Annotated in this window: 18 protein-coding genes, 1 tRNA gene and 1 pseudogene; 13 read left to right on the top strand and 7 right to left on the bottom strand. The window is 63.7% G+C overall.

From position 1 onward, the window contains the following. Window positions 1-84: 84 nt before the first annotated feature. The 3 genes from ABIB78_RS07860 to ABIB78_RS07850 are packed head-to-tail and all read right to left on the bottom strand — an operon-like array spanning window position 85 to window position 3,249. Window positions 85-1,515: a Dyp-type peroxidase gene (locus ABIB78_RS07860; RefSeq protein WP_429023328.1), complete on the bottom strand. Its 1,431-nt coding sequence runs from the start codon at window positions 1,513-1,515 to the stop codon at window positions 85-87. Beyond that, window positions 1,512-2,234: a hypothetical protein gene (locus ABIB78_RS07855; protein WP_429023326.1), complete on the bottom strand. Its 723-nt coding sequence runs from the start codon at window positions 2,232-2,234 to the stop codon at window positions 1,512-1,514. Before ABIB78_RS07855 ends, ABIB78_RS07860 begins: the two co-directional genes overlap by 4 nt. After that, window positions 2,221-3,249 carry a catalase gene (locus tag ABIB78_RS07850; protein ID WP_429023324.1) on the bottom strand — a complete coding sequence of 343 codons (1,029 nt, stop codon included), beginning with the start codon at window positions 3,247-3,249 and terminating at the stop codon, window positions 2,221-2,223. Before ABIB78_RS07850 ends, ABIB78_RS07855 begins: the two co-directional genes overlap by 14 nt. A 1,160-nt stretch (window positions 3,250-4,409) precedes the next feature. Between ABIB78_RS07850 and ABIB78_RS07845 the strand changes: the two genes are divergently transcribed. The 10 genes and pseudogenes from ABIB78_RS07845 (at window position 4,410) to ABIB78_RS07800 (ending at window position 13,812) form a co-directional block, all read left to right on the top strand. After that, window positions 4,410-5,414 carry a TRAP transporter substrate-binding protein gene (locus ABIB78_RS07845; protein ID WP_429023322.1) on the top strand — a complete coding sequence of 335 codons (1,005 nt, stop codon included), beginning with the start codon at window positions 4,410-4,412 and terminating at the stop codon, window positions 5,412-5,414. A 199-nt stretch (window positions 5,415-5,613) separates the two neighbouring features. Then, a complete protein-coding gene (locus ABIB78_RS07840; RefSeq protein WP_429023320.1) occupies window positions 5,614-6,186 on the top strand; it encodes a TRAP transporter small permease in 573 nt (190 codons plus the stop codon). Then, window positions 6,186-7,475, top strand: a complete 1,290-nt coding sequence (locus tag ABIB78_RS07835; RefSeq protein WP_429023317.1) for a TRAP transporter large permease — start codon at window positions 6,186-6,188, stop codon at window positions 7,473-7,475. Before ABIB78_RS07840 ends, ABIB78_RS07835 begins: the two co-directional genes overlap by 1 nt. 123 nt (window positions 7,476-7,598) lie before the next feature. Then, on the top strand, window positions 7,599-8,192 hold the full coding sequence (locus ABIB78_RS07830; protein WP_429023313.1) for a Spy/CpxP family protein refolding chaperone: 594 nt from the start codon (window positions 7,599-7,601) through the stop codon (window positions 8,190-8,192). Window positions 8,193-8,368: 176 nt separating this feature from the next. Next, window positions 8,369-8,444, top strand: a tRNA-Lys gene (locus ABIB78_RS07825). A gap of 700 nt (window positions 8,445-9,144) precedes the next feature. Then, window positions 9,145-9,408 (top strand): annotated as a pseudogene (locus tag ABIB78_RS07820) (helix-turn-helix domain-containing protein); the annotation flags it as partial. Window positions 9,409-9,676: 268 nt separating this feature from the next. Next, complete coding sequence (locus ABIB78_RS07815; RefSeq protein ID WP_429023310.1) at window positions 9,677-10,927, top strand: acetyl-CoA C-acetyltransferase; 1,251 nt, start codon at window positions 9,677-9,679, stop codon at window positions 10,925-10,927. A 17-nt stretch (window positions 10,928-10,944) separates the two neighbouring features. Further along, window positions 10,945-11,727: an SDR family NAD(P)-dependent oxidoreductase gene (locus ABIB78_RS07810; protein WP_429023308.1), complete on the top strand. Its 783-nt coding sequence runs from the start codon at window positions 10,945-10,947 to the stop codon at window positions 11,725-11,727. A 32-nt stretch (window positions 11,728-11,759) separates the two neighbouring features. Next, window positions 11,760-12,527, top strand: coding sequence for a crotonase/enoyl-CoA hydratase family protein (locus ABIB78_RS07805; RefSeq protein WP_429023306.1), 768 nt, complete (start codon window positions 11,760-11,762; stop codon window positions 12,525-12,527). Between the two features lie 124 nt (window positions 12,528-12,651). Further along, entirely contained in the window at window positions 12,652-13,812 is a 1,161-nt protein-coding gene (locus ABIB78_RS07800) for an acyl-CoA dehydrogenase family protein (RefSeq protein ID WP_429023303.1), read from the top strand. Between the two features lie 38 nt (window positions 13,813-13,850). Here ABIB78_RS07800 and ABIB78_RS07795 read toward each other — a convergent pair whose 3' ends face one another. Continuing rightward, entirely contained in the window at window positions 13,851-14,528 is a 678-nt protein-coding gene (locus ABIB78_RS07795) for a GntR family transcriptional regulator (protein ID WP_429023302.1), read from the bottom strand. 144 nt (window positions 14,529-14,672) lie between these two features. On the opposite strand from ABIB78_RS07795, the gene ABIB78_RS07790 reads away from it, so the two are divergent. From ABIB78_RS07790 to ABIB78_RS07780, 3 genes are all read left to right on the top strand, one after another. Further along, window positions 14,673-18,074, top strand: a complete 3,402-nt coding sequence (locus tag ABIB78_RS07790) for a molybdopterin-dependent oxidoreductase (protein ID WP_429023300.1) — start codon at window positions 14,673-14,675, stop codon at window positions 18,072-18,074. Between the two features lie 53 nt (window positions 18,075-18,127). Further along, window positions 18,128-19,582 (top strand): short-chain fatty acid transporter, encoded by a 1,455-nt coding sequence (locus ABIB78_RS07785; protein WP_429023298.1) that lies wholly within the window; start codon window positions 18,128-18,130, stop codon window positions 19,580-19,582. A 363-nt stretch (window positions 19,583-19,945) separates the two neighbouring features. After that, on the top strand, window positions 19,946-20,167 hold the full coding sequence (locus ABIB78_RS07780; RefSeq protein ID WP_429023296.1) for a hypothetical protein: 222 nt from the start codon (window positions 19,946-19,948) through the stop codon (window positions 20,165-20,167). 9 nt (window positions 20,168-20,176) lie between these two features. On the opposite strand, the gene ABIB78_RS07775 is transcribed toward ABIB78_RS07780, so the two are convergent. Genes ABIB78_RS07775 through ABIB78_RS07765 form a run of 3 tightly spaced genes read right to left on the bottom strand, consistent with a single transcriptional unit; the run spans window position 20,177 to window position 24,861 of the window. Continuing rightward, window positions 20,177-20,902 carry a formyltransferase family protein gene (locus tag ABIB78_RS07775; RefSeq protein WP_429024033.1) on the bottom strand — a complete coding sequence of 242 codons (726 nt, stop codon included), beginning with the start codon at window positions 20,900-20,902 and terminating at the stop codon, window positions 20,177-20,179. 37 nt (window positions 20,903-20,939) lie between these two features. Further along, complete coding sequence (locus ABIB78_RS07770; protein ID WP_429023295.1) at window positions 20,940-22,298, bottom strand: hypothetical protein; 1,359 nt, start codon at window positions 22,296-22,298, stop codon at window positions 20,940-20,942. A gap of 58 nt (window positions 22,299-22,356) precedes the next feature. After that, on the bottom strand, window positions 22,357-24,861 hold the full coding sequence (locus tag ABIB78_RS07765) for a hypothetical protein (RefSeq protein ID WP_429023293.1): 2,505 nt from the start codon (window positions 24,859-24,861) through the stop codon (window positions 22,357-22,359). Window positions 24,862-25,108 lie beyond the last annotated feature (247 nt).

The following is a 25,108-nucleotide window of genomic DNA, read 5'->3' as shown; positions in this document are numbered from 1 at the left end:
GCAAATCCTGCGCTAGCGAAGTGATAAATCGACGCTCTGCTGCTGACACGGACCGACGAATGGCCCTCGGCCTGTTTGGACCACTTACGTCGTCAGCGATCCCAAATAGCGGATCGCCCGGAGGCTCGGCAGGAACGCGTAGGCGCCGCCCTGGGTACTGACGAATCGCGGCAATCCCCGCAGCCGGATCGTGCTGCCGGATTTGAGCGGCAAGTCGAACCAGCTGGCGGCGGGATCGTTGGCGCCCGTGACCGGATCGTTGGATCCGGTGATGCGCGGGTCTTGCAGGCCAAGGTTGAGCCAATCGCAGGACATGGCCTCGAACTGGGCGCCGAGGTTCGCCCCTATGAAGTTGCCCAGCAGGCCTCGCTCCGGTTCGGGTTTGCGCGGCTGCGTCCGATCATAGGCCGGCCCGTAAGGCACGCCTCGCCGGACAAGGCGCCGGCTGTTGTTCGCGACCCGTTGCACGATCTGTCCGCCCCGCGGGTTGCTCCGGCGGATATGGGCTCCGTAGGGGCAACGGGACTCGCCGACGTAGTCGAAATCCGCCGCCTTGACCAGTTTGGGATCAGGCACGTCTGCCGAAAGGGCCAGCGGCGTGCCATCGCGCCATCGACCGCACAGGTTGGCGGCGACGATCTCGCGCAAGGCACCACGAGGCGTCGGGCCTTCGATCGAGAGGATTTGGCAGATTTTCTCTTCGGCGCCGGGCGGCAGCAATTCGCCGACGGCCTGCGGTTGCTTGAGCAATTCGTCGGCGGCCTGATCGAGATATTCCTCGAAGCCTGCGACGTCCTGCTTCAACACGCGAAAGGCGTTGAAGGTGCCGTTGTGTCCCAACTCTTCGGGCTGAGGAACCCGCCACATCAAACCTTCGAGGTTGGTCCGATGCCCAAGCAATACGGTGCCGAGCGGAGCCCTCGGTTGTCCGTCGTCATAGCGATCCGAGTCATGGATGCCCTCGAACCTTGGTTGCATGATGTTGTCGCGGTAGCCGAAGTGAACGCGGTCGTCCGGGAAGCTGCAGCCCTCGCGGGTGCCGACCAGTGTGACGGCGCTTGTGTCGGCGAGGGCGCGCTTCTGGACGTCGTCCAGCTGCTCGGCCTTCTCGGCGTAGATCGTCGCGATGAGATGGATCCGCTTGGGCTCGTTGAAGGGCTTCGGCCAGGTTTCCGGTGCGCTCGGCCCGACATCCCCGAGCTTCAAGGCGCGGGCGGTCATGCCTTCGATGAACTCGTTCGGGAACATTTCAAGCGAAGCGCTCGGCGTGCCGAGGGCGCGCAATCCCTCGTAGGTCAGGCCGATGTTGAAACAGGTGTCCGGCTTGCTTGCCCCCCAGTCTCCGCTCGTGATCTGCGGAGCACCATCGCTGCGGCCGGATGTCGAGGCGGCGAGCCAGCGCCTGGCCGCCACGCGATCGGCGACTTCCAGGATGAGGTAGCGCACGTACGGCTTCCTGGTGTAGCCACGCAAGATGTTGCCCTGCAGATCAGCTAAATCGATCATGGCGCTCACCAGCCCAACCCCAATCGTTCGCGGACCTGAGCCGCCGAGAATCCGGGATAGGCCCGGTAGCCGCTGCCGAGCGAAACGTTCGGATTGGCGCGAAGCTGCAGGACCAGTTTGCGCGGAAGCAGGGTCAGATCGTCATTGACGGGTGATACGGCCCTGTCTCCATTCAAGGCTTCCTGGTCTCTCAGAAAATCTGTGGCGGTGTCCGGCACCTGGTACAGGTCGCGCTCGTGCACCCATTGGATGAACGCATCGACATTCTTCTCGCAAGGCATCACGTCATCTCCGCCTTCGACGAGCTCGACCACGGCATTGAACACACTGCCGATCGTGGCGATGAAGTCACGAATGTAATTGGTGAAATCCCCGTCGTAGACGGAGAACATGCAGATGTTGTCGCCGACGATGACGAAGCGCGCGAAGTGCACCGTGCCGACATTGTTCAATCCGGCGTAGATCGCATCCTTGTTTTGCGCGATCGCCAGCGCGGCTTCCGCTCGTCCGATCGGTGACTTGATCTTGAGCGGCATGATCAGATTCATCATGCACTGGACATTGTCACTGCGCTGGAACGACGCGTGGGGACCCCCGGGCAAGGGCTTCACCGGCGTTCGCCGCGCCCAGTAAGGCACCAGGGTCCATGACGCCACGCGCTTGAAAAAGAGGGTCGTGGGCAACCAGTCCACAAAACGATCGAGCACACCTGCATCACTTGGCATCATCCGGCCTCCACTTGAAGGGACAACCGCCGCGCATTTCACGCGAGGCTTCATAGGCGCCCAGGCGGGCCTCGAGGATGGGATCTCCGGAGGGTTCGATGCCGGGCGCGAGACGGTTGGGATTGAAGCTGATGCGTTCGCCATCCGCCTCCTGATCTTCGGCCACCTTGATCAGCGTCAGGGTCCCCATGGCGACCCGGATTCGTGTTCCCGGCCAGGGCTTTGTGGGATCGTCGAGCGCGTCGCCCGCTTCGCCGATCGTCATCATCAGCATGAATCGGGCCGGCCATCGCCGCAGGCGGCTTGCCAGTTCCTCGCGCAGATAGTCATCACGCGGCACGGCCGTGGGATCGGTGTTGCTAACGCCTGCGACCGGCTGCCAGGAAAAGCGAACGGGGCGGCGAACTCCATCGGGACCCGTCACCCAGAAGGTGTGGACGGCGTGATAGGCCGCGCGGGCATAACTCTCCGGTGCGCCGATCGCAGCCACCTGAAATACTCCCAGCTGGGCGAACCGGTGCAGGTTGGCATAACGGAGTGCTCCCGCATCGACACTCCTGGTTTCGCTCGGGTACGGGTTGCGCCGAGGCACCTTGAGCTGCAGAATGTCGCCAAGCTTCTGCCACCAGCGTTCTCTTTGATAGGGCTCGAGCTTCGCAATCTCGGAGAATTCGAAAAAGTCCTCGACATTGCGGACGAAGAATTCGCCGAGCGTCGTAGCGATCAGGTCGCTTGCGGTGCCGTCCGGCAGGTGAAAACGTGTCGCCATTCCCCGGACATCGGACCATCCATCATGCCGCTCCGGCCCCCCCAATCCGTTGGAGAATCTCACCGACACGTCGATGGGCTGCCCCTTGAAATGCTCTGCGATGCAATAGGTGCGCGCCACGTCCGACGCTACGAACTTGCCCTTCACGCCTATTCCGAGCGTGTGAACCGGCCTCTTCCCGGGGATGGGAGCCGGCAAATTGGCAATGATGGCCTCGACGAGCCGCTTTGCTACTGATGGATCGACCATGCCGCGCTCCATTGGGCGGACCGCTGAGTCGGTGCCTTAGCGTTGTCGATCGAATTCAGCCTGCGCCCTTAGCCCCTATGTTACATTCGATCGCCGCCCGGATGTGTGATGTCGTTCACAAAATTTGCCGAAGCGCCGCGCAATTCGGGCGAATAGCAAGGTTCGACACCCTCGATGGCGTCCGATGATCCGCGCGGTGTTCGGAGTTGTGTTGCCCATTGGACACGACGGGCAAATCAGCAAAACCTGTCAATATCGGGATAAGAAAATATTCCGCTTGGCGTTTCACCCAACTCAGATGTTCAATAGACCCATCTCACCCGATCGAGGGGCGCTGCGCATCGTCACGGGTGTTGCGGTGAGATGCGGTGGACGCCGAGCGTGCGACTGACGAGAGCACGCGAAGCGGACGGTGAAGTCGTGTGGTCCTGACGCCCAAGTGGCAGGTGTCCTCTCGCAGAACGCGCAAGAGTTTTCGCGAGGGCGGTGACAAAAAAGCCAAGTCTCGCCGGAGAGAGCACGAAGTAAGCCGTAAAACCATCGCGCAGGGGAAGCCGGGTTGTTTCCGGTTACACCTGTGGTCCTACATCCCGCGTTTTTTATTACGCGGGACCCATGGGTGCGATCGGCACCCGGCTTTCCCTGCGCCCTCTGTTCAAGAGAGGGCGGAACGAAGAGCAAAGCTCGGACAGATCAAGTCGCGAGAATGCGAAGCCGCGTCCCCATCCAAACTGTCATCGCCCGCGAAAGCGGGCGATCCAGTACGCCGCGGCCTCTCAGCTCAAGCACGAACGTCTCTGGATACTGGATCACCCGTATGCGCGGGTGATGACACCGAGTAACTGGCCGCTACCGCTCGCGCGATGGCCGGAGATATTCGTGAACGCTCCTGTTAGGCACCAGCATTCGCGCTTGGCGAACTCGCCATTGCCAAACCTCGCATTGACCGCGCCGCCATGGCCGGGCACAGCCTGTGGCGAGTGTCATCAAGTGGCCGCAAGAGCCGCAGGGAATACCGTCGCAGTTTGATTTTGCAGCGCAGCAATGGCGCGATTAGCCCCTGCTAAAGGGGCAATGGCAATCGCCGTTGCTTCTCTGTAATGGTGCGACCGGATGTCTCGGGGCCGGTGTTCGTGCTCCGCAATTACGCGGGAGGAAACATGCGTAAATTCATATTGGCTGCGGCGTCGATCGCAGCCTTGAGCTTTGTCGGGCAGGCCTCGGCGCAGTCGCCGATCGTCCTCAAGTTCAGCCACGTGGTGGCCTCGGATACGCCGAAGGGCAAGGCGGCCGACAAGTTCAAGGAACTCGCCGAGAAGTACACCGGCGGCAAGGTGAAGGTCGAGGTTTACCCGAACTCGACACTCTACAAGGACAAGGAAGAGCTCGAGGCGCTGCAGCTCGGTGCGGTGCAGATGCTGGCGCCGTCGAACTCGAAGTTCGGTCCGATCGGCATCAAGGAATTCGAAGTCTTCGATCTGCCCTACATCCTCCCCGACCTGAAATCGCTGCGCAAGGTGACCGACGGCCCGCTCGGCGCCCAGCTGCTCAAGAAGCTGGATTCCAAGGGCATGACCGGTCTCGCCTATTGGGACAACGGCTTCAAGCAGATGAGCGCGAACAAGAAGCTGGTCGCGCCGTCGGACTACAAGGGGCTCAAGTTCCGCATCCAGTCCTCGAAGGTGCTGGAGGCCCAATTCCGCGCGCTCGGTTCGATTCCGCAGGTGATGGCGTTCTCGGACGTCTACCAGGCGCTGCAGACCGGCGTGGTCGACGGCCAGGAGAACACCTGGTCGAACATCTACACGCAGAAAATGCATGAGGTGCAGAAGTACGCCACGGTCACCAATCACGGCTACATCGGCTACGTGGTGGTCGTGAACAAGAAGTTCTGGGACGGCCTGCCGGCCGATGTGCGCGAGCAGCTCTCCAAAGCGATGAAGGAAGCCACCGAGTTCGGCAACAGCCAGTCCGCCAAGGAAAACGAGGACGCGCTCGCCGAGATCAAGAAGGCCGGCAAAACCGAGATCATCTCGCTGACGCCGGAGCAGGACGAAGCGATGCGCAAGGCGATGATGCCGGTCTACAAGGACGTGGCCGCGCGCGTCGGTCAGCCGCTGATCGACGAATTCCTCAAGGAAACGGGCCGCGGCCCGATGAACTGAGGCGGTGCACCTCACCCCGCATGCGGGGAGAGATCGGAATTCAAGCGCAGCTTGAATTTCGGGTGAGGGGGAGTCTCCGCGAACGCAACTATCAACGTGCGCACGGAGGGAGCCCCTCACCCCAGCCCTCTCCCCGTAAGAATGGGGAGAGGGAGACTAGTGCTCTGGCCGCAGGGGGCGGCCATGACAGGGGAGATCAATGCTGCTGAAAATTCTGGACCGGCTCGAGGAAATCATCATCGCGAGCCTGATGGGCGCCGCGACGCTGCTGACTTTCGTCACGGTCGTGCACCGCTTTCTGGTCGACGTTCCGGTGCTCTATCCGTACCTGTTCGGCATCAATCTCGCATGGTCGCAGGAACTCTGCATCTACATGTTCATCTGGATGGCGAAGTTCGGTGCCGCCTATGGCGTGCGTACCGGCATCCATGTCGGCGTCGACGTCCTGATCAACCGCCTCAATGATGCCTGGCGCAAGCGCACCATCACCTTCGGCCTGCTCGGCGGCGCGCTGTTCACCGCGATCGTCGGCACCATGGGCGCCAAGTTCGTCTTCGAATTGATGCACACCGACCAGGTCTCGCCGGACCTCGAAATCCCGAGCTGGATCGTCTACGGCTGCATCCCGCTCGGCTCCTATCTGATGTGCTTCCGCTTCCTGCAGGTGTGCTGGAACTACTGGTGGACCGACGAACTGCCGCACCATGACGCCTCCCATGTCGATGGCGTCGAGACCAGCAAGACTGCGCCGATCGCGCTTGGAGAAGCGTGATGAGCGCCGCATTGATCTTCGGACTGCTGTTTGCCCTGATGCTGACGGGCATGCCGATCTCGATTTCGCTCGGCCTGACCGTGCTCACCTTCCTGTTCACCATGACCGAGGTGCCGATAGAGAGCGTCGGCCTGAAATTGTTTTCGGGCCTCGACAATTTCGGCATCATGGCGATCCCGTTCTTCATCCTGGCCGGCACCTTCCTGACCCGCGGCGGCGTCGCGCGGCGCATGATCGCGTTCACGACCTCGCTGGTCGGGCATCTGCCCGGCGGCCTTGGGCTGGCCGGCGTCGCGGCCTGCGCGATGTTCGCGGCGATCTCGGGCTCGAGCGTCGCCACCGTGGTTGCGATCGGCTCGATCATGATGCCGGCGATGGTCGATCACGGCTATCCGAAGCGTTTCGGCGTCGGCGTGATCTCGACCTCGGGTGCGCTCGGCATTTTGGTGCCGCCCTCGATCATCCTGGTGCTCTACGGCGTCTCCACCAACACCTCGATCGGCGCGCTGTTCATGGCCGGCATCGTGCCGGGCATCCTGCTCGCGCTGATGCTGGCCGCGGTGACCTTCTTCGTCGCGCAGCGCAACGGCTATCCGAAGATGCCGCGCGCGACCATCGGCCAGCAGTTCACCGCCTTCCGCGAAAGCATCTGGGGCCTGTCGCTGATCGCGATCGTGCTCGGCGGCATCTATGGCGGCATCTTCACGCCGACGGAAGCCGCCGCGGTCGCCGCGACCTACGCCTTCTTCATCACCGTGTTCGTCTACAAGGAGCTGAAGCTCTCCGAGGTGCCGAAGGTGCTGCTGCAGGCGGCGAGCATGAGCTCGATGCTGCTCTACATCATCACCAACGCGGTGCTGTTCTCGTTCCTGATGACGCATGAACAGATCCCGCAGGAGATGGCGGCCTGGATCATCGACAAGAACTTCTCGGTCTGGATGTTCCTGCTCGTCGTCAACGTCATCCTGCTGCTCGCCGGCAATGTGATGGATCCGTCGTCGATCCTCCTGATCATGGCGCCGATCCTGTTTCCGCTGGCGACCAAGCTCGGCGTGCACCCGGTGCATCTCGGCATCCTGATGATCGTCAACACCGAGGTCGGGCTGTGTCATCCGCCGGTCGGGCTCAATCTCTACATCGCCAGCAGCATCGCGAAGATGGGCATCAGCGAGATCACGATCTCGGTGCTGCCGTGGCTGTGCGCGATGCTGGTGTTCCTCGGGCTGATTACCTACGTGCCGGAGATCTCGCTGTGGCTGCCGCGATTGCTGGGGATGATTGCCGGTTAAGAAGATTTCTGACGGGAAATGAAACCGATTACATCTTGGTAAGAGAGGTCTGTCTGTCCAATCCGTAAGTTGTAGGCAGTCGCGGGCGGCATCATCCTCAGGCAACCTTCAAAGGAGGTTTCGATGAAGAAAGTTCTGCTCGCCGGTATCGCGGCGCTCACGATAGCCGGTTCGACCGCGGTCTATGCCCAGCATCGTCCCTGGTTCCACGGACATACGCAGATGAGCCCCGAGGATCGGGCCGCGTTCCTCGATGCGCGGATCGCCGCCGTCCATGCCGGGCTGAAGCTCAACGCCGATCAGGAGAAACTGTGGCCGCCGGTCGAGGCCGCGGTGCGCGACTTCGCCAAGATGCGGCTCGATCGTGCCAATGCGCGGATGGCCGCGGAGAAGACCGATGCGGACAAGGCCGAGAGGCCGGACGATCCGGTGGCACGCCTGCGCGAGCGCGCCGACAACATGGCGGCGACCGCGACCTCGCTGAAGAAGATCGCCGACGCCGCCGACCCGCTCTACAAGACGCTCGACGACAACCAGAAGCGGCGGCTGGCCATGCTCACCCACATGGAGGGGCGTGGATTCGGCGCCGAGGGCTGGCGCCGCCACCGCCTCGAGCGCGGCATGGACCGCTGGGAACGTGGTGGTCGCGGCGGCCTTGACCACGATCGTTTCGACCGCGATGACGGGCCGGATCAGGAGCGCTCCGGCCGGCTCTGAGCGCCAGCCGCCAGCGTCCTCGCCTAGCCGCTGAAGGGCCGCGGGAATCCGGCGGCCTTTCGTCGGCCGGGAGGGCGCGTAAAAGTCGGGAAAACTTGCGCCAGCTTGCTGGACATCAAGGAATCGCTTTGCTAAACGACGGCCTCTCTTGCGAGGGTCATTTCCGGACAAGTTCCGGGCGCATAGCTCAGTTGGTAGAGCAGCTGACTCTTAATCAGCGGGTCCCAGGTTCGAGCCCTGGTGCGCCCACCAAGCTTTCATAGCTTAGGTTTAGCCCTCGTAACGGTCATTCCGGCCAGCAGTCGCGTCTGTTCAGACAACCCGGCTGGTCTTTGTTCGCCCCTCACAAATTTTTCGATCCGCGATCTCATCTGTCCTGCGTGTTCGTCTTGCAATGTCCGGCAATCGCCGCGCGGACCGATGACGGCTCGTCGCGCGTGATTCCGCGACCGCCTTTGCGTCAGGTGTCGGCGTCCGTACGCTGCTGCGGGCGGAGTTTCGTGTCGCCGCATTTCGTTCCATCACCGTCCAGCATTGGTCCGAAGTTCGTCACGACGGATCGGCAACTGCTGCGCCCCCAAGCGAATTCAGCGATGCATGAGGTGCCATCCGAGCGCGGGGCGCCCTGCGGCAACGATGGTTGACAGGGCGAGGCGCTCACTTTAATCACCTGACTAATTAATCAATTAATTAAGGTCCGAACCCTAGGGAAAGAATCCGCCTGATGCTGGCCGGCGATCGATATCCGAAGCTGCTTGCCCCGCGCGGTCGCGGCTTCACAGGGCTGGAAGACCAGGCGCCTGCCTTCAGATCAATCCTGCATGCGGGTCCGTTCGCGCGTGCGCCGCTCGGCGTCGGGCGCGCGACAGCGATGTCGCGGATCGGCGTGTCCTGTCCGAACCAGGGTGGGCTGCATTCACCCGTACGATAAATGAGGAGTGAGGCGTAAACGATGGGACGTCGATCTGAGGTATTGATGGCGCAAGACATCGCCGGCACGGACAACCGGCGCGTGATACAGGTGGTATCGCGCGCATTCGACATCGTGCGTTGCTTCGAAGGTCGAAGCATACGCCTGGGCAATCGCGAAATCGCCGATCGCTGCGGTCTTCCGCGATCGACGGTCTCCCGTCTCACCTTGACCCTCACCCAGATCGGCCAATTGATCTACCTGCCGCAAGAGCAGAAATATGCTCTCGGTCCGCACGCCGCCGCGCCGGGCGTCCCGTTGTTCGCGGAGGGTTGCGACAAGCCCGTCTGCGCCGACGAGCAGGAGCGCGAGAAGGCGCAACCGTCCATGCTGCGAGCGATCAACTCGCGCTTCGAGTACTTCGAAGATCAACGCAACTCGGTTGCCGCGCCGCTTGTGGTGACGCCACACCGCTGACGCCTCGGCTTGTTCCGGGTAGAAGACGCAGCGGAAACGGTCGGAACCAATCGGCACGAGCTCACGGTAAAGACACATCCAAAGCAAAGGGAAACGCATGTCTGAAGCATACATCATTGACGCGGTCCGCACGCCGCGCGGCATCGGCAAGCCGGGCAAGGGTGCGCTGTCGCATCTGCATCCGCAGCAACTGGCGGCAACGGTGCTCGGCGCGCTCAAGGAGCGCAACAAGCTCGATACGTCGACCGTCGATGACATCATCTGGTCGACGTCGACCCAGGAAGGCAAGCAGGGCGGCGATCTCGGACGCATGTCGGCGCTCGCCGCCGGATACGACATCAACGCCAGCGGCACGACGCTGGATCGTTTCTGCGGCGGCGGCATCACGTCGGTGAACCTCGCGGCAGCATCGGTGATGTCGGGGATGGAAGATTGCGTCATCGCGGGCGGTACCGAGATGATGAGCTATCAGCAGACCCTCGCAGCCGAACGCTCCAAGGCGGGGCAGCCGGCGCGGATGATGGGTTCGGGCAATCCGGCGCTTGACGAGATTCACCCGCAGTCGCACCAGGGCGTGTGCGGCGACGCCATCGCCACGCGCGAGGGGATCAGCCGGGAGGCCTGCGATACCCTGGCGCTGGTCAGCCAGCAGCGCGCCAAGCGGGCTATCGATGAAGGCCGCTTCGCCAAGTCGGTGATTCCCGTCCTCAACGACGACGGCAGCGTTGCCCTCAATCGTGAAGAATTTCCGCGCCCCGAGACCACCGCCGAAGGACTTGCTTCGCTGAAGCCCAGCTTCGAGCAACTCGCCGATTTCGATCTCGGCAACGGCGTGACATTCAAGAAGCAGATCCAGCGCCGCTACCCGGATCTCGACTGGAAGGGCGTGCATCATGCCGGCAACAGCTCGGGCGTGGTGGATGGCGCCGCCGCCGTGCTGATCACGTCGAAGGAATATGCCGAGAAGCATGGCCTCAAGCCGCGCGGCCGGATCGTGGCCTATGCCAACCAGGGCGATGACCCGACGCTGATGCTCAACGCCCCGGTGCCGGCAGCCAAGAAGGTGCTCGCCAAGGCCGGCCTGACCAAGAACGACATCGACGTCTGGGAAATCAACGAGGCCTTCGCGGTCGTCGCCGAAAAGTTCATCCGCGACCTCGAGCTGGATCGCGAGAAGGTCAACATCAATGGCGGCTCGATCGCGCTCGGCCATCCCATCGGCGCGACCGGATCGATCCTGATCGGCACGGCGCTCGACGAACTCGAGCGCAGCGGCGGACGCTTCGGTCTCGTCACCATGTGTGCCGCCGGCGGAATGGCGCCGGCCATCATCATCGAACGCATCTGAGCGCGAAAGGAACCTGCATGAAACTCGATTCATCGGTCGCCGCCGTTGTCACCGGCGGCGCGTCCGGCCTCGGCGCAGCCACCTCGCGCGCGCTCGCTGCGCAAGGCGTGAAGGTCGCGATCTTCGACTTCAACGAAGAGAAGGGCGAGGCCATCGCCAAGGAAATCGGCGGTGTGTTCTGCAAGGTCGATGTCACCTCCGACGAGCAGGTCGATGCGGGCTTCGCCAAGGCCCGCGCGGCGCACGGCCAGGAGCGCATCCTGGTGAACTGCGCAGGCACCGGCAACGCGGTGAAGACCGCCGGCCGGGACAAGAAGACCGGCGAACCCACCCACTTCCCGATCGACGCCTTCAACCGCATCATCCAGATCAACCTCGTCGGCACCTTCCGCTGCGTCGCGAAGTCGGCGCAGGGCATGCTGTCGCTGGCCCCGCTGGAGCACGGCGAGCGCGGTGCGGTTGTCAACACGGCTTCGGTCGCGGCCGAGGACGGCCAGATGGGGCAGGCGGCTTACTCGGCCTCGAAGGCCGGCGTTGTCGGCATGACCCTGCCGATCGCGCGCGACCTGATGGCCGAGGGCATCCGCGTCAACACCATCCTGCCGGGCATCTTCAACACGCCGCTGCTGCAGGGGGCGCCTGAGAACGTCAAGGCCGCGCTCAGCGCGTCGGTGCCGTTCCCGAAGCGTCTTGGCATGCCGGAGGAGTACGCGCATCTGGCGCTGACCATGATCACCAACGGCTACTTCAACGGTGAGGACGTTCGCCTCGATGGCGCGATCCGGATGGCTCCGCGCTAAGTGATTGCGCACGGCAACAGGAGATGAAAGCGATGTCCGAAGAAGCTCCGGTCCTCACTGAAGTCCGCGGGCCTATACTGATCATTACCCTGAACCGGCCGGAAGCGAAGAACGCGGCCAACCTCGCCCTCTCCAGGGGCGTGGCCGCGGCGATCGACCGGCTCGACGCCGACGATGCTCTTGGCGTCGGCATCGTCACCGGCGCCGGCGGCACATTCTGCTCGGGCATGGACCTCAAGGGGTTCCTGAAGGGCGAGCGGCCGTCGATCCCCGGTCGCGGCTTCGCCGGCCTCACCGAGGCGCCGCCGAAGAAGCCGCTGATCGCGGCCGTCGACGGCTACGCGCTTGCCGGCGGGATGGAGATCGCGCTGTCGTGCGACATGATCGTCGCCAACCGCAACGCCAAGTTCGGGATCCCCGAGGTGAAGCGCGGGCTGGCCGCGGCAGCCGGCGGGCTGATCCGCATGCCGCGCCAGATGCCGTTCCGTGTGGCGATGGAGTTCGCATTGACCGGCGAGTTCTTCGGCGCGGAGCGCGCCTACGAACTCGGCATCATCAACCGCGTGACCGATGGTCCGGCGCTCGACGCCGCGCTCGAGCTTGCAGCAGCGATCGGCGCCAACGGCCCGCTCGCCGTCAAGGCATCAAAGCAGGTGATCGTCGAATCCCGGCTGTGGCCGGAAGACCAGATGTGGAAGAAGCAGCGGGAGATCGTCGGTCCTGTCTTCGTCTCCGAGGATGCCCGCGAGGGCGCGGCTGCATTTGCGGAAAAGCGCGCGCCGAACTGGAAGGGCAAGTAAGACATCGACTGTTTCGATGACGGAGCGTCGGTTTTGATTGAAGCAGAACCGGCGCTCCAAATTTTTTTTACCGGTGCCTCGCCGCGCGCCGGCCGGTTTCCATAAGGGCGCTATTGGGTGATTGATGCGCAGCTTTACCGAAGATCAGGTCATTTTCCGCGGCTCCTACCGCAAGTTCCTCGCCAGCGAGATCGCGCCTCATATGGAGGCGTGGCGGGAGGCCGGCATCGTCGACCGTAGCGCGTTCAAGAAGGCCGGCGACCTCGGCTTCCTGATGATCTGGCCTGAGGAAAAATATGGCGGAATGGGCGACGAGGACTTCCGCTATGAGCAGATCATCATCGAGGAGACCGCGCGCTCGGGCTGCAAGGGCTGGTTCAACACGCTGCACAGCCGCCTGGTCGGTTCCTACTTCAAGCGCTTCGGCACCGAGGAGCAGCGTGAGCGGTTCCTGCCCAAATGCGTCAGCGGCGAGACCATCCTGGCCATTGCGATGACCGAGCCCGGCGCAGGCTCGGACCTCGCGGGCATGCGGACGACGGCGGACGACAAGGGCGATCATTTCCTGCTCAATGGCGCGAAGACCTATATTTCCAACGGCATCAATTCAGACGTGGTGATCGTGGCGGCCAAGCTCGCAGGTGCCGAGAAGAAGCATGCCATGGTGCTCCTGATCGTCGAGCGCGGCATGGAAGGCTTCGAGCGCGGCCGCAATCTCAAGAAGATGGGCATGCCGGCGCAGGACACCGCCGAACTGTTCTTCCACAATGTGAAGGTGCCCAAGGCCAACGTGCTGGGAGAACCCGGCAGGGGCTTCTACTACCTCATGGAGGGCCTTGCCGAGGAACGTCTGATCTCCGCGGTCGGATCGATCGCCAATGGCCGCAAGGCGTTCGACATCACGCGCGCCTACGTGATGGATCGCAAGCTGTTCGGCAGGCCGCTGGCCGAACAGCAGAATACCCAGTTCCGCATGGCGGAGATGGATGCCGAGATCGACCTCGTGCAGGTCTATGTCGATCACTGCGTGGCCGAGCACAATGCGGGGCGCCTGACCAGCAATATGGGCGCCAAGGCCAAGATGATGTCGTCGGAAGTCGAGTGGAAGATGCTTGACCTTGGCGTACAGCTGCACGGTGGCGCAGGCTATATGGATGAATATCCGATCAGCCGGATGTTCACGGACGCGCGCGTCAATCGGATCCTGGCGGGAAGCTCCGAGGTGATGCGGCTCATCATCGGCCGCGATGTCTTCTCGGAGCACTACAAGAGCATTCTGGACTAGCCGGTCACCGCGACGAGCTATCCAACTCGCCCCGTGCGTCAACCGCGCGCCTGCCGCAGCGGCTCGCGCGCGTGCTCTTTCGAGCGCAGCAGGGCATCGACGAAGATCGGCTCCCAGGAGCGGATGTGGCTGCGAAGCAAGGTCGGCAGCGCCTCGGTCTCGCCGGCGAGCGCGAGCTCGATCAGCCGGTAGTGCTCGGGCACCGAAGCCTGCTGCCGCTCGAGGCCCGCGCGTGAGCTGATGCCGTAGAGCCGCATCTTGTCCCGCAGGCCCATTACCGTGTCGGTCAGCAGCTCGTTGCCGGCGGCTGCGATGAACTCGCGATGATAGTTGCGATCGGCTTCCAGATAGAGCTGGACGTCGTCGGTCTCGACGGCCTTGGCGATCTGGTCGGCCCAGCCGCGCACGGCCGGAAGATCCTGCGGGGGATTGGCGGCGACCAGCACGGCGGCGTGCAATTCCAACACCTCGCGCATGTCGAACAGGTTGCGCAGCTCGGTCAGTGACGGCTCCACCACCTTGAAGCCGCGGTTGCGCATCGGCTCGACCAGGCCGCTGCGGCTGAGCTCGAGTAACGCTTCACGCACCGGTGTCGAGGAGACGCCGAGGCTCGCCGCGAGACTCGGCACCGAATACATCGTGCCCGGAAGGCTCTGCCCGGAAATGATCTCGGCGCGCACCCGCTGTAGCACCTGTTCTCGCAAATTCTGGTCCATGGGTGGTCGTTGCCGCCTCTCGCTGGGAACTCTGATTCGTCCCTGATTATTACTTAGCCTTGACGGGCTCGGTAGCGTATGACGTAAATGTGTAACGCGCTACAAGAATGCGTCATAACCGGTGACTTGGATCGTGAAACGACAGTGAAACAGCGGGTACCCGGCTATTGCACGCTTTGTCGTTCGCGCTGCGGTGCCGTCACCGTGGTCGAGGACGGGCGCCTTGTCGGTGTAGAGGTATTAAAAAACCATCCGACTGGCGGGGCGCTCTGCGCCAAGGGCCGCGCGGCCCCCGAAATCGTCGCCAGCCCGCGCCGTCTGACTGTCCCGCTCAAGCGGACCCGGCCGCGCGATGCTGCCGATCCGGGCTGGGTCGAGGTGTCCTGGGACGAGGCGTTGACCGAGATCGCCGGGCGGCTCGGCACGATCCGCGCCGAGAGCGGCGCCGAGGCGGTGGCGTTCGGCGTCACCACGCCGAGCGGCACGCCGATGGTCGACAGTTTCGAGTGGGTCGAGCGCTTCATCCGCGGCTTTGGCAGTCCCAACCTGATCTATGCAGTCGAGATCTGCGGCTGGCACAAGGACTATGCGCACGCGCTGACCTTCGGGCGCGGCATCGGCTTTCCCGATTACGACAATGCGGATGCGATTATCCTGTGGGGCCACAATCCCGCCCGCACCTGGCTCGCCCAGGCGACCCGGATCGCCGATGCGCGGCGCCGCGGCGCCAAGGTTGTGGTGATCGATCCCAAGCCCAACGGCTCGGGTCAGCAGGCCGATCTCTGGCTGCGCATCCGCCCGGGCGCTGACGGCGCGCTTGCGATGGGGGCGATCCGTCATCTCATCGCGACCGGTAATTTCGATGCGGACTTCGTCACCGCATGGACCAACGGATCGTTGCTGGTCGATCGCGCCACCGGGCGTTTCCTGCGCGCCGATGCGATGTGGCCGAACGGCGCGCCCGAGGCTTTCGTTCGTCTCGATGCGTCGGGCTCGCCTGTACCATGCGATACAAGCTACGCGCCGGAGAGCAGTGGTGAGCTGCGCGGCGCGCTATCGATCCTTGCTCGCGACGGCCGGATGATATCGGCGGCAACCGCGTTCGAATTGCTCGCCGAGCGCGTTGCGCCTTACACACCGGCGCGGGTGGCGGAACTGACATGGCTGCGCGTCGAGGACGTCGACGCGTTCAACGCGCTGCTCGCCACGCGGCCTCGGCTTGCCTATCATTCCTGGACCGGCGTGGGCCAGCACACCAACGCCACCGCGATCGAGCGGGCGATCGCAACGCTGTACGCGCTGACCGGCGCCTGCGATCGGCCCGGCGGCAATCGCTGGCCGGTCCCGCCGCCGACGCGCGCCCTCAACGACTACAACATCCTGTCGCCGGAACAGCAGGCCAAGGCGCTGGGCATTGCCGAACTGCCGCTCGGCCCGCCGGCGAAGGGTTGGATCACGGCGCGCGATTTCAGCCGCGCCGTGCTTGAGGGCGAGCCCTATCAAGTACGTGCGTTGGTCGCCTTCGGCACCAACTTCGTCGTCTCGCAGGGCCATTCCGAGCGTAACCGTGCCGCGCTGAACGCGCTGGAATTCCAGGTTCATATCGACATGTTCATGAACCCGACCGCGGAGAGCGCCGATTTCGTTTTGCCGGCCAGCACGCCATGGGAGCGCGATGCACTCAAGATCGGGTTCGAGATCACGCAGGACGCGGTCGAGACTGTGCAGTTTCGCCCGCGCATGGTCGAGCCGGTCGGCGCGGTGAAGGCCGACTATGAAATAGCCGCCGCACTCGCGCTCAAGCTTGGCATGGGAGAATTGTTCTTCGGCGGCGACATCAAGGCCGGCTGGAACTATCAGTTGGCGCCGCTCGGCATCGGTGTCGACGACCTGCGCGAGCATCCCGAAGGGCGCCGCTTCCCGCAGGCCTTCCGCAACGAAAAATACGCCGTCACGGGCGAGGACGGCACGGTGGCGGGCTTCGCGACGCCGACGCGCCGTGTCGAGATCTATTCGGAGCTGTTGCTGGGACACGGGCACGATCCCTTGCCCGATCACGTCGAGCCGGTCGGCAGCCCACTTACGACGGCGGCGGATGAACGCTTTCCACTTGTGCTCTCCACCGCCAAGAGCGGGTGGTTCGTTCACTCCTCACATCGGCATATCGCCTCGCTGCGGCGCAAGTCGCCGGACCCGGCTGTCGAGATCAGCCCGCGGCTCGCCGGGCGGCGCGGGCTTGTGGAGGGCGACTGGGCCGTGGTCGAGACGCCCGGCGGTGCCGTGCGTCTGAAGGTGCGTCTCAATGCAGCGCTTGACGATCGCGTCGTCGTCGCCGAATTCGGTTGGTGGGAAGACTGTCCGCCGCTCGGCCGCGATCGTTCCGCGACATCAGGCATCCGCACGCGCAACATCAACGCGGTTCTGCACGACGATGCGCGCGATCCGGTCAGCGGCTCCGTCCCGCTGCGCGCGATCGTCTGCGAGATCAGGCGCGACGGCGTGGCCAGCCGCGGCGTGTGGAGCGGCCAGCGGCGGTTCGCGGTTCGCGAACGTAGGGCTGAGGCCGATAACGTCGTCGCGCTCAGCCTGCGGCCGCTTGACGGCGGCCCGCTGCCCGACTTCCTGCCGGGCCAGCACGTGATGACCTCGCTGCCCGGTGCAACGGAGATGCGGGCCTATTCGCTGACCGGATCGGGCGATTTGCCGAATGCGCTGTCGATCGCGGTGAAGGGACGCTTCTTCGACGAAGTGCGGAGTGGCGACGCGCGGTTCTTCATGCCGGATCACCTGCATGGTCTAGCCGTCGGCGACGAGGTTCTGCTGGAGCCGCCGGGCGGCATCTTCACGCCCCCGTTGAAGGGACCGCGGCCACTGATCCTCCTCGCGGCCGGCATCGGCATCACGCCTTTCATCAGCCATCTCGAGACGCTGCAACACGTAGCGCCACAGGATCGCGTTGCCGAAATCCTGCTGCTCCATGGCTGCCGCAACCGCCGCGAGCATCCGTTTGCGCGGCGGCTTGCGGAGCTGGAAGCCTGCACGCCGGGGCTGACGCGGGTGACGTTCTATTCCGCGCCGCTCGCGCTCGACGCGGTCGCGTCGCAGTCGTTGCGCAGGGGGCGTCTCGATCTCGAACAGGTCAAGCCGCTGTTGGCACGCCGTCCGCTGGTCTACATCTGCGGTTCGCCGGATTTCGTCACGGCGCAGATCGAGGCCGTGACTGCGCTCGGCATCCCGCGCTTCGACATCTTTGCGGAAAGCTTCGTGTCACCGCCGGCAGTGCCGAGCGATCTTGCCCCGCGTACCGTCCGGCTTGCCAACAGCAAGCAGAGCTTCTCCTGGGGACCGGAGCAGGGGACGCTGCTCGACGCGGCCAGTGCGGCAGGCGTCGTGCTGCCGAGCGGCTGCCGCGTCGGGCAATGCGAAAGTTGCGCGGTTCAGGTCGTCGATGGAGAGTTCACCCATCTCGGCCCCGTCGATGGCAGCGAGGGGCAATGCCTTGCCTGCCAGGCCGTGCCGCTCACCGATCTGACGCTCGCGCTTTGATGACCAATCAGCACTGAAGGCTGTAACCGCATTACCGGAAGGGGATCATATTGATGACGAATGCAATGCACGATCAAACCGTGGGCCTGCGAAAACCCGTCGCGGACAACATCGTGGCGCGATTTTCGCAAGCCTTGGTGTCGTTCGCGGAGCGTTGGTTTCCGGATGCCTACGTCTTCGTCCTGATCGCGGTGATTGTGGTTGCGGCAGGCGCGATCCTGCATGGCGGCTCGCCGCTCGCAGTCAGCCGAGCGTTTGGGGACGGGTTCTGGAACCTGATTCCCTTCACGATGCAGATGGCACTGGTCGCGATCGGCGGCTATGTCGTGGCGATGTCGCCGCCGGTGGCGGCTGTGCTTGCGCGGCTCGCGAGCGTGCCGAAGACCGGGCGCGGCGCGGTGGTCTTTGTCGGGATGCTCAGCATCTTTCTCTCGCTGCTGAACTGGGGCCTGAGCCTGATCTTCTCCGGTCTCTTGGTGCGGGAGATCGCGCGGCGCACGGACATCCGGCTCGATTATCGGGCGGCCGGCGCGGCCGGCTATCTCGGGCTCGGTTGCGGCTTCACCCTCGGCATCACGTCCTCCGCCGCACAGCTCCAGGCCAATGCCGGCAGCATTCCTGCATCTCTTCTGCCGATCACCGGCGTGATCGGCTTCTCGGAAACCATCCTGACCTGGCAGAATATGGTCACCGTCGCGATGGTGAGCGTCGTGTCGGCGGCGATCTGCTATTTCACGACGCCGGTGGCAGAGCAAACGAAGACGGCGGCAGACCTCGGCGTTGCGCTTGGCGATGATCGCATCGAAGCCAGGAAGCCGGCCCGTCCGGGCGACTGGCTGGAGTTCAGCCCGCTGCTGACGATCCTGATCGCCCTCCTTGCTGGCGGCTGGCTGTGGCAGACGTTCCAGTCGGGCAATCCGCTGATCACGCTGTCGGGGCTCAACACCTACAATTTCGTCTTCCTCATTCTCGGCATCGTCTTGCACTGGCGCCCGCGCAGCCTGATCGAGTCCTTCTCGAAGGCGATGCCGAGCGTCTCCGGCGTGCTGTTGCAGTTTCCGTTCTACGCCGGCATCGCGCAGATCCTGACCAAGGTGCCGAACAGCAGCGGCACGACGCTATCGGACACGATCGCGCACTGGTTCGTCGGCGCCTCAAGCAATTCCACCGTGTTTTCGTTTCTGGTCGGAATCTATTCGGCGCTGCTCGGCTTCTTCGTGCCGTCGGCCGGTGGGAAGTGGATCATCGAAGCGCCCTACATCATGAAGGCGGCCAACGATATCGGCGCGCATCTCGGCTGGACGGTGATGGTCTACAACATCGCCGAGACGCTGCCGAACTTCATCAACCCGTTCTGGATGCTGCCGCTGCTCGGCATTCTCGGCCTGAAGTCGAAGGACCTGATCGGCTACACGTCGATGCAGTTCTTCATCCACTTCCCGATCGTGATGCTGCTGGCCGCGATCCTGATGGCGACTTTCACCTATCACCCGCCGATCCTGCCTTGAGGAAAATTGGCCGGGCACCAGGATGGTCGGTGCCGGGCCAATTCAGCAGTCTGCAACCGGTACCACAAAAACTGTACTGTTTTTCCGCTCGTCGCGAATGAGGCGTCGCGCCGGGCCGTCATCTTTGGACAGCCATTTCATTGACCGCCACGAGCTTCGGCCGGATATTGATGCGCGATATCCGTGTTGTTCAAGGTCACCGCAATGAGACATAACCACCGCAGCTTGATGTGCGACATGCGAAGCCGCATGCAGCATCGCTGTGTCTCGGCGGCAACCGGCGTCTGTTGTTGTTGATCGCTTCGACAAATCCAAAGCACCGACAATCAGACAGGAGCGCCGCCATTCGGCGATTGAGCACGCATGTCCCAAGCCCAAATGTCCCAAGCTTATGTCATCGAAGTATCGGATCGCACCGCGGGTATCGTTGTCAGCGATAACCGTGGCTTCTGCTTCTTCTCCTCAGATCGGGCCTTTGACGGCCTCGATGGCGGCTATTTCGGCTCCGCGCGAGCCGCAGAGCGCGCGGTGAGGGCGCTGTTGCAGCAGCGCCGCGAGGTCCGGGGCCGCGCGACGCGCGGTTGAGGCCAATTCTCAGGAGGCCGCGGCGAGCGGCGGCGAGATCACCTGCGGCGCCTCGGGTGCCTGCGTGGCTGTCGTCGACAGCTCGAAGCAGATGCCGTGCAGCGAGCAGGTCAGCGGGATGCCGCGGAAGTCGTCGTGGAAGGCCCGGATCCGGCGCGCCAGCTCGCCGGCGCTAATGCCGGCCGGAAGCTCGCACATCTCGCGATACATCTGCCGGGTGCTTTTGATGCCACACCAGGCGATCTCCAATTCCTTCAGTGGCGAGGGATCGCGGGCGAGATCGCGTGACATCCGCCAGAACAGATGGGCAAGCCGCACATAAGCGATCTGCTCGAGCCCGCGCACGCTGATCTTGTCGGGAATGATGAAGGACTCGACCCCGACGATGGGGCCGGAATCGACACGCGCGGCCATCGCATGGGCTGTCGCGCCGAACGTGCGGGCACCGTCATAAAGTGCGAAATGCGCCGGTGCCCAGCCGGGATATTGCGGCGGGCCGGGGTGGAAATTGTAGGCGCCGTGGCCAAGCGCTGCCAGAATGTGACCCGGCACGACGACGCTGGTGGTGAAGGCCAACAGCCGGGCTTCGCGCAAGACCTCTGGCTCGATCGCTGCGAGGTCCTCGGCGGTCACCGCGCAGCGGAACGACAGCGCCGGATTGTGCGCCTTCAACAGCTCGGTGAGCGCGAATTGCTGGCTTTCGACGCCCGTGAGAAGGATAATGGTCTTCATGATGTGGATGCCCTTCCCTTATTCAGTTGTGCTGCCGGCGTCAGCCGCGCTGCCCTGCCATGACGACGACGCTGCCGGCATCGCGGGATCGGCCTACGGTGCGGAATAGATCGACCGGCAATGTCTGCCACGGCGCGATCTCGATGATCCGGTTGTTCGCGCTTTTCGCTGCCGACTTCGCCGCGCGGATATCGTCCTGCCAGGCGCAGAGCGCGAGTTCGAGCCGGCCGAATCCGCCGCAATCAGCGGCGAACGCGCCGGTGAGCGCCTCGATGCTGGCAGCCATTTCGCGCGTGTCACTGGTCGCGATATCGCGCATGATCACGGTGATCGCGTCATTCGAGGCCGCCTGCGACTTGATCACGATCATGGCGTCACGCCCCCCGCTGCGGCCGGCGCGTCGCGCGGCCCGCATCGCGACGCCGAATTCGGCGTCGGGTCCAAGATCGCTGTTATCGGTGGGCAGATTGTGAACGACCGTCGTGTGGCGAGGCGTGCCGGCGTCTCCGGCCGGGGCGTGGTACGAGCGCGGCAGCCAGGCAGTGTCGAGCGCCATCTGCGACGATGTCAGGCTCCAAGCCTGGTCGAGCAGGTAACCCTCCCAAACCGCGGGATAGGCAGTCGCGATGTGATGCCAGTTGCGCAGCAGTGCTTCGGCGGCCGCGGTGCGGCCGAGATAGAGGGTGCGCGCCGACATCTCCCACCGATTCCATTTGTGGATCGCGACGTCGCAACTGAGGAATGACGGCAGCAGCGGCGGCTCGCTGAGCGTGGCATCGGCCTCGATGAAGAGCAGCGGCTCGCGGTGTTGCTCCCACATCCGCAGCATGAAGGCGGACTTCTCGGACGCCCGCATGTGCTCGCCATCCGCAGTGTCGATCGGCGCGATGTCGCAGGCGATCCGGAATTCGGCCAGCTTCTCCCGGAGCGCGCGGGCGTGGTCGTCGCCAAATCCCCGGGGATAGCAGCAGACCACGCGCAGCGGTGGATCGGACCTCGAGCCTTCCTCGGGAGCGATCGGGCGCCAATTGAGGCCGCCCCACCACATCTCGTGCGGGCCCTCGAAGCTCGGCCCGATGGTCCCGAAGTCGGTCAGCTTGGACTTCAGGAAATCGAAGGCGGGGTTCTCGCCGAAGGGAACGACGACCGCACAGTCGGCGCGAAGCGACCGGCAAAGCATCTCGGCGGCGGGGCCGCTCGGCGGCTCAACCAGGATGATGACGCCGTGGTTGCGGGCCGGCACAGAACCGGCCTGATGGACGGCCGCGTGTCCGAGCCGCTCGGACAGCCATGCGAGCCGCCGGCGCTGTGCGGCGTTCATCCGGATGCCGTTCGCCGCCAGCAATTGGTCGAAATTCGCCTGCAAGCCGTCCGCTTGCACCGTGTCAGCCAAAATCATGCCCGCGCTACCCCTCGTTAACCTTCTACGAGCGAGGCGGCCAGATCAGGCGGACAATTCAGCTGCCGTTGGTTGCCGGCGTGCCGTTGGCGCTGCGCCAGGTCAGCTTGGCCGAGGGGGCTGCGTTGCCTTCGCGGTCCCCGACTGCAAGAATGCAGTCATGGTCGAGGGTGGTCAGCGCGACCGTGTAGATCGCAACATCGTCTTCGAATCCATCGACCGGGATCAGCAGCATACCGTCCTCGGCGGTGGCGCTGAACTGACGGCCGCGCCTCTCGAGGCCGGCATCGATGAGCCGTCCCTCGGCGATCGCCGTCGCGTTCGAACTCTCCGCGGCCTTGGCGGCGCTCTCGCCATACTGGACCGTGATGCCGTTGAGCATCCCGCCGCGGGTGAGCTTCGCCAGCGGCAGAGCGATGGTCGCAACTGCCATGCGGCGCGACAGCGGAATTCGCAGGCGGAGGTCGCCGAACCCGGTATGATAGATGCTGATGGCTTCCAGCGACGCCTGACCGTCGCGCCCGAACAGGCCGACCTGCAGCGTCCCGCATTGAGACTCGCCGAACACGTTCGCGGGCAGGCGATTGGCGCCGAACAGCGTGTAGAGATAAGCGTGCGAGGGCGTCAACGCGGCAAAGCTGCCGGCTAGCCACATTGGAGGCGCCGGGGCCGTGCAGGCCGCCGCCAGGCCGCGCGCAACGATGCAGTCATTGATGAAGTTGGCGTCGAGCAGCGGCGCCAGCGCCTGGGTACCGAGATTGACGTCATGCTTGATGCCGCCGAGAAGCACGAGCTCATCATCTTCGGGCAGCAGCAGGAGACGTCCGAGGACAGCGGCGGTCCAGCGTGCCGCAACAGTGGGGTCCGCGTCGGGCTGCAATGCGCAGCGCGGCGCCAGCTCGCGGGCGCGCGAGACATAGGCCAGCGTCCCGGATTGCACCTCGGCCGCCAGCGCCAGCTGAGCACCGGGGCGTTGATCGCCCTCGCGCAACACCTCGCCGGCGTGATAGTCGCGCGCCGATCCTTCCGCGGAGCAGCAAAGCTGCTCCAGCAACGCGACGTTGCGGATCAGCATGCGCTTGACGTGTGGCGTGACGATGCGATCCGAGATCAAGCCCTCGGCGGTGTCGTCGTCGGAGATATCGTCAAAGGCATCGTCAAGCGTCAGCAGATAAGCGCCGTGCAGGCGGATGCGAATGCCTTCGCGATCGAAGATGCGCCGCAGCGACTTCTGCACGCTTGCGGAATAGCCGAGGTCGACCAGGATCAGATCGGTGCAGCCGTCGAAATCCCGGATCCGCGCGCGAAGGTAGGTGAGGAGACGGGCCCGAACGCCGGCAGCGATATCGGTGATTTCGCGCGGGTCCATCAGATCGGGCAGGGCATCGGCCAGTTCGCGGCCGCTCGCAATGCCGTCGGGATACTGCGCAAAGAACTTCATCACGGCGGGTGGCCGCACCTTGACGATATCGACAAAGGTCGCCGCGTCGATCTTGACGACGCGGCTCAGCAGCTCGGATAAAGGCTCAAGCGTATCAGCGGACCCGACCAGGCTGACACGACGATTGATCTCGAGATAGGCGCCGGTCTCACCGTGATTTGCCTGCCGGACCCGGTACGGCAGCAGACCGTCGCGGCCGAGGAATCCGATCGCAACCCGCGCGCCGTCGCGAGCGAGCGCCGCACGCCGCGCTTCAATAAACGCGTCGAACGCCGCCATCACCGGGCCGAGCACGGTCACACCAAGGTTGAAAGCGGGAGAATGCTCTGCGCTCCGCGCCGTCACCACGCGCCGCAACGTGCGGGCGCCGCAATCGAGCCGCGACGGCTGATCGGGACACAGCAATTCGAAGATCGATGTTTCGCGCTGAAACCTCGAGGCCAATGCCGCGCTGGCTTGCGGATAGTAGCGCGGGCGGATGCCGTGACGCTGGGCGCTCTTGATGTCGGCGTTGTGATTGTCGCCGACATGGAATGAGCTTGCCGCATCGATGCCTTGCTCGACGAGATAGGTCTCAAACAGCGCTTCGCTCTTGCTGCTGCCGTGATCACAGGATGCGTAGAGGAAATCCCAGGCCAGTCCGGGGCTGCAGGAACGCAGCAGTTGCGCGAGCTGGTCGGTGCTCCAGCAGGTGTCGGAAATGAAGCCGACACGAAAACCGCTGTGTTTCATGTCCAGATATTGCTCAAGCATTTCCGGATTGACGCGGCAGAGCTCGAGCTCGGCTTCGAACTCGATCCGCGCGAGATCCTGCAACGCATCGCGGTTTAGGCCGAACAGCCTGAACGGAAAGTACTTGTAGATGTCGGCGATGCGAACTTCAGTGGATCCGCTACGCTCGCGCGCGAGCTTGCGCGCACGCGCTTCCGCCTGGATTCGATGCTGAACGAAACTGATAGACATATCTGGAAATTTTTCAGCAACGTAGGAAAGCTGAAAAACCCTTTCAAATACGCCATCCGGCGTCGTGCAGGCGCGCAACAGAAATGTATCGAAAACATCGAATGAACATGCAGAAACATTCTGCGCTCGACGCGTCGCGTCGATCGTCATGATCGCCATACACAAAATTCCCGCCTGTCCTTATGCGTTGAACGCGTGCGTGAGACAAATCAGGCGCGTCATTTCAAAAAAGTTGATGCAAGATTCGAAAACGCGCGCTTCACGACTGACAGATTCAAAAAATCCGATAACGTCGAAATGGTGATTCGGAAAAAACTGCCTAGTCGCAATCGTCGAATGCAAGATGGCGACCAACGATGATGGATCACTCGCATGCTCCGCGCATGCATGTGTTCGCGTGGCGTTA

The sequence above is a fragment of the Bradyrhizobium sp. I1.14.4 genome (assembly GCF_050435825.1).
Taxonomy (GTDB): Bacteria; Pseudomonadota; Alphaproteobacteria; order Rhizobiales; family Xanthobacteraceae; genus Bradyrhizobium.
The sequence above is the reverse complement of the archived record's forward strand: the minus strand, read 5'-3'. Positions and strand labels throughout refer to the sequence as shown.

Coding starts and splice junctions, on each gene's coding strand:
- ABIB78_RS07855 (WP_429023326.1), bottom strand. CDS start 2,234: ATGATGCCAAGTGATGCAGGTGTGCTCGATCGTTTTGTGGACTGGTTG.
- ABIB78_RS07850 (WP_429023324.1), bottom strand. CDS start 3,249: ATGGTCGATCCATCAGTAGCAAAGCGGCTCGTCGAGGCCATCATTGCC.
- ABIB78_RS07845 (WP_429023322.1), top strand. CDS start 4,410: ATGCGTAAATTCATATTGGCTGCGGCGTCGATCGCAGCCTTGAGCTTT.
- ABIB78_RS07840 (WP_429023320.1), top strand. CDS start 5,614: ATGCTGCTGAAAATTCTGGACCGGCTCGAGGAAATCATCATCGCGAGC.
- ABIB78_RS07835 (WP_429023317.1), top strand. CDS start 6,186: ATGAGCGCCGCATTGATCTTCGGACTGCTGTTTGCCCTGATGCTGACG.
- ABIB78_RS07830 (WP_429023313.1), top strand. CDS start 7,599: ATGAAGAAAGTTCTGCTCGCCGGTATCGCGGCGCTCACGATAGCCGGT.
- ABIB78_RS07815 (WP_429023310.1), top strand. CDS start 9,677: ATGTCTGAAGCATACATCATTGACGCGGTCCGCACGCCGCGCGGCATC.
- ABIB78_RS07810 (WP_429023308.1), top strand. CDS start 10,945: ATGAAACTCGATTCATCGGTCGCCGCCGTTGTCACCGGCGGCGCGTCC.
- ABIB78_RS07805 (WP_429023306.1), top strand. CDS start 11,760: ATGTCCGAAGAAGCTCCGGTCCTCACTGAAGTCCGCGGGCCTATACTG.
- ABIB78_RS07800 (WP_429023303.1), top strand. CDS start 12,652: ATGCGCAGCTTTACCGAAGATCAGGTCATTTTCCGCGGCTCCTACCGC.
- ABIB78_RS07795 (WP_429023302.1), bottom strand. CDS start 14,528: ATGGACCAGAATTTGCGAGAACAGGTGCTACAGCGGGTGCGCGCCGAG.
- ABIB78_RS07785 (WP_429023298.1), top strand. CDS start 18,128: ATGACGAATGCAATGCACGATCAAACCGTGGGCCTGCGAAAACCCGTC.
- ABIB78_RS07780 (WP_429023296.1), top strand. CDS start 19,946: ATGTCCCAAGCCCAAATGTCCCAAGCTTATGTCATCGAAGTATCGGAT.
- ABIB78_RS07770 (WP_429023295.1), bottom strand. CDS start 22,298: ATGATTTTGGCTGACACGGTGCAAGCGGACGGCTTGCAGGCGAATTTC.
- ABIB78_RS07765 (WP_429023293.1), bottom strand. CDS start 24,861: ATGGCGATCATGACGATCGACGCGACGCGTCGAGCGCAGAATGTTTCT.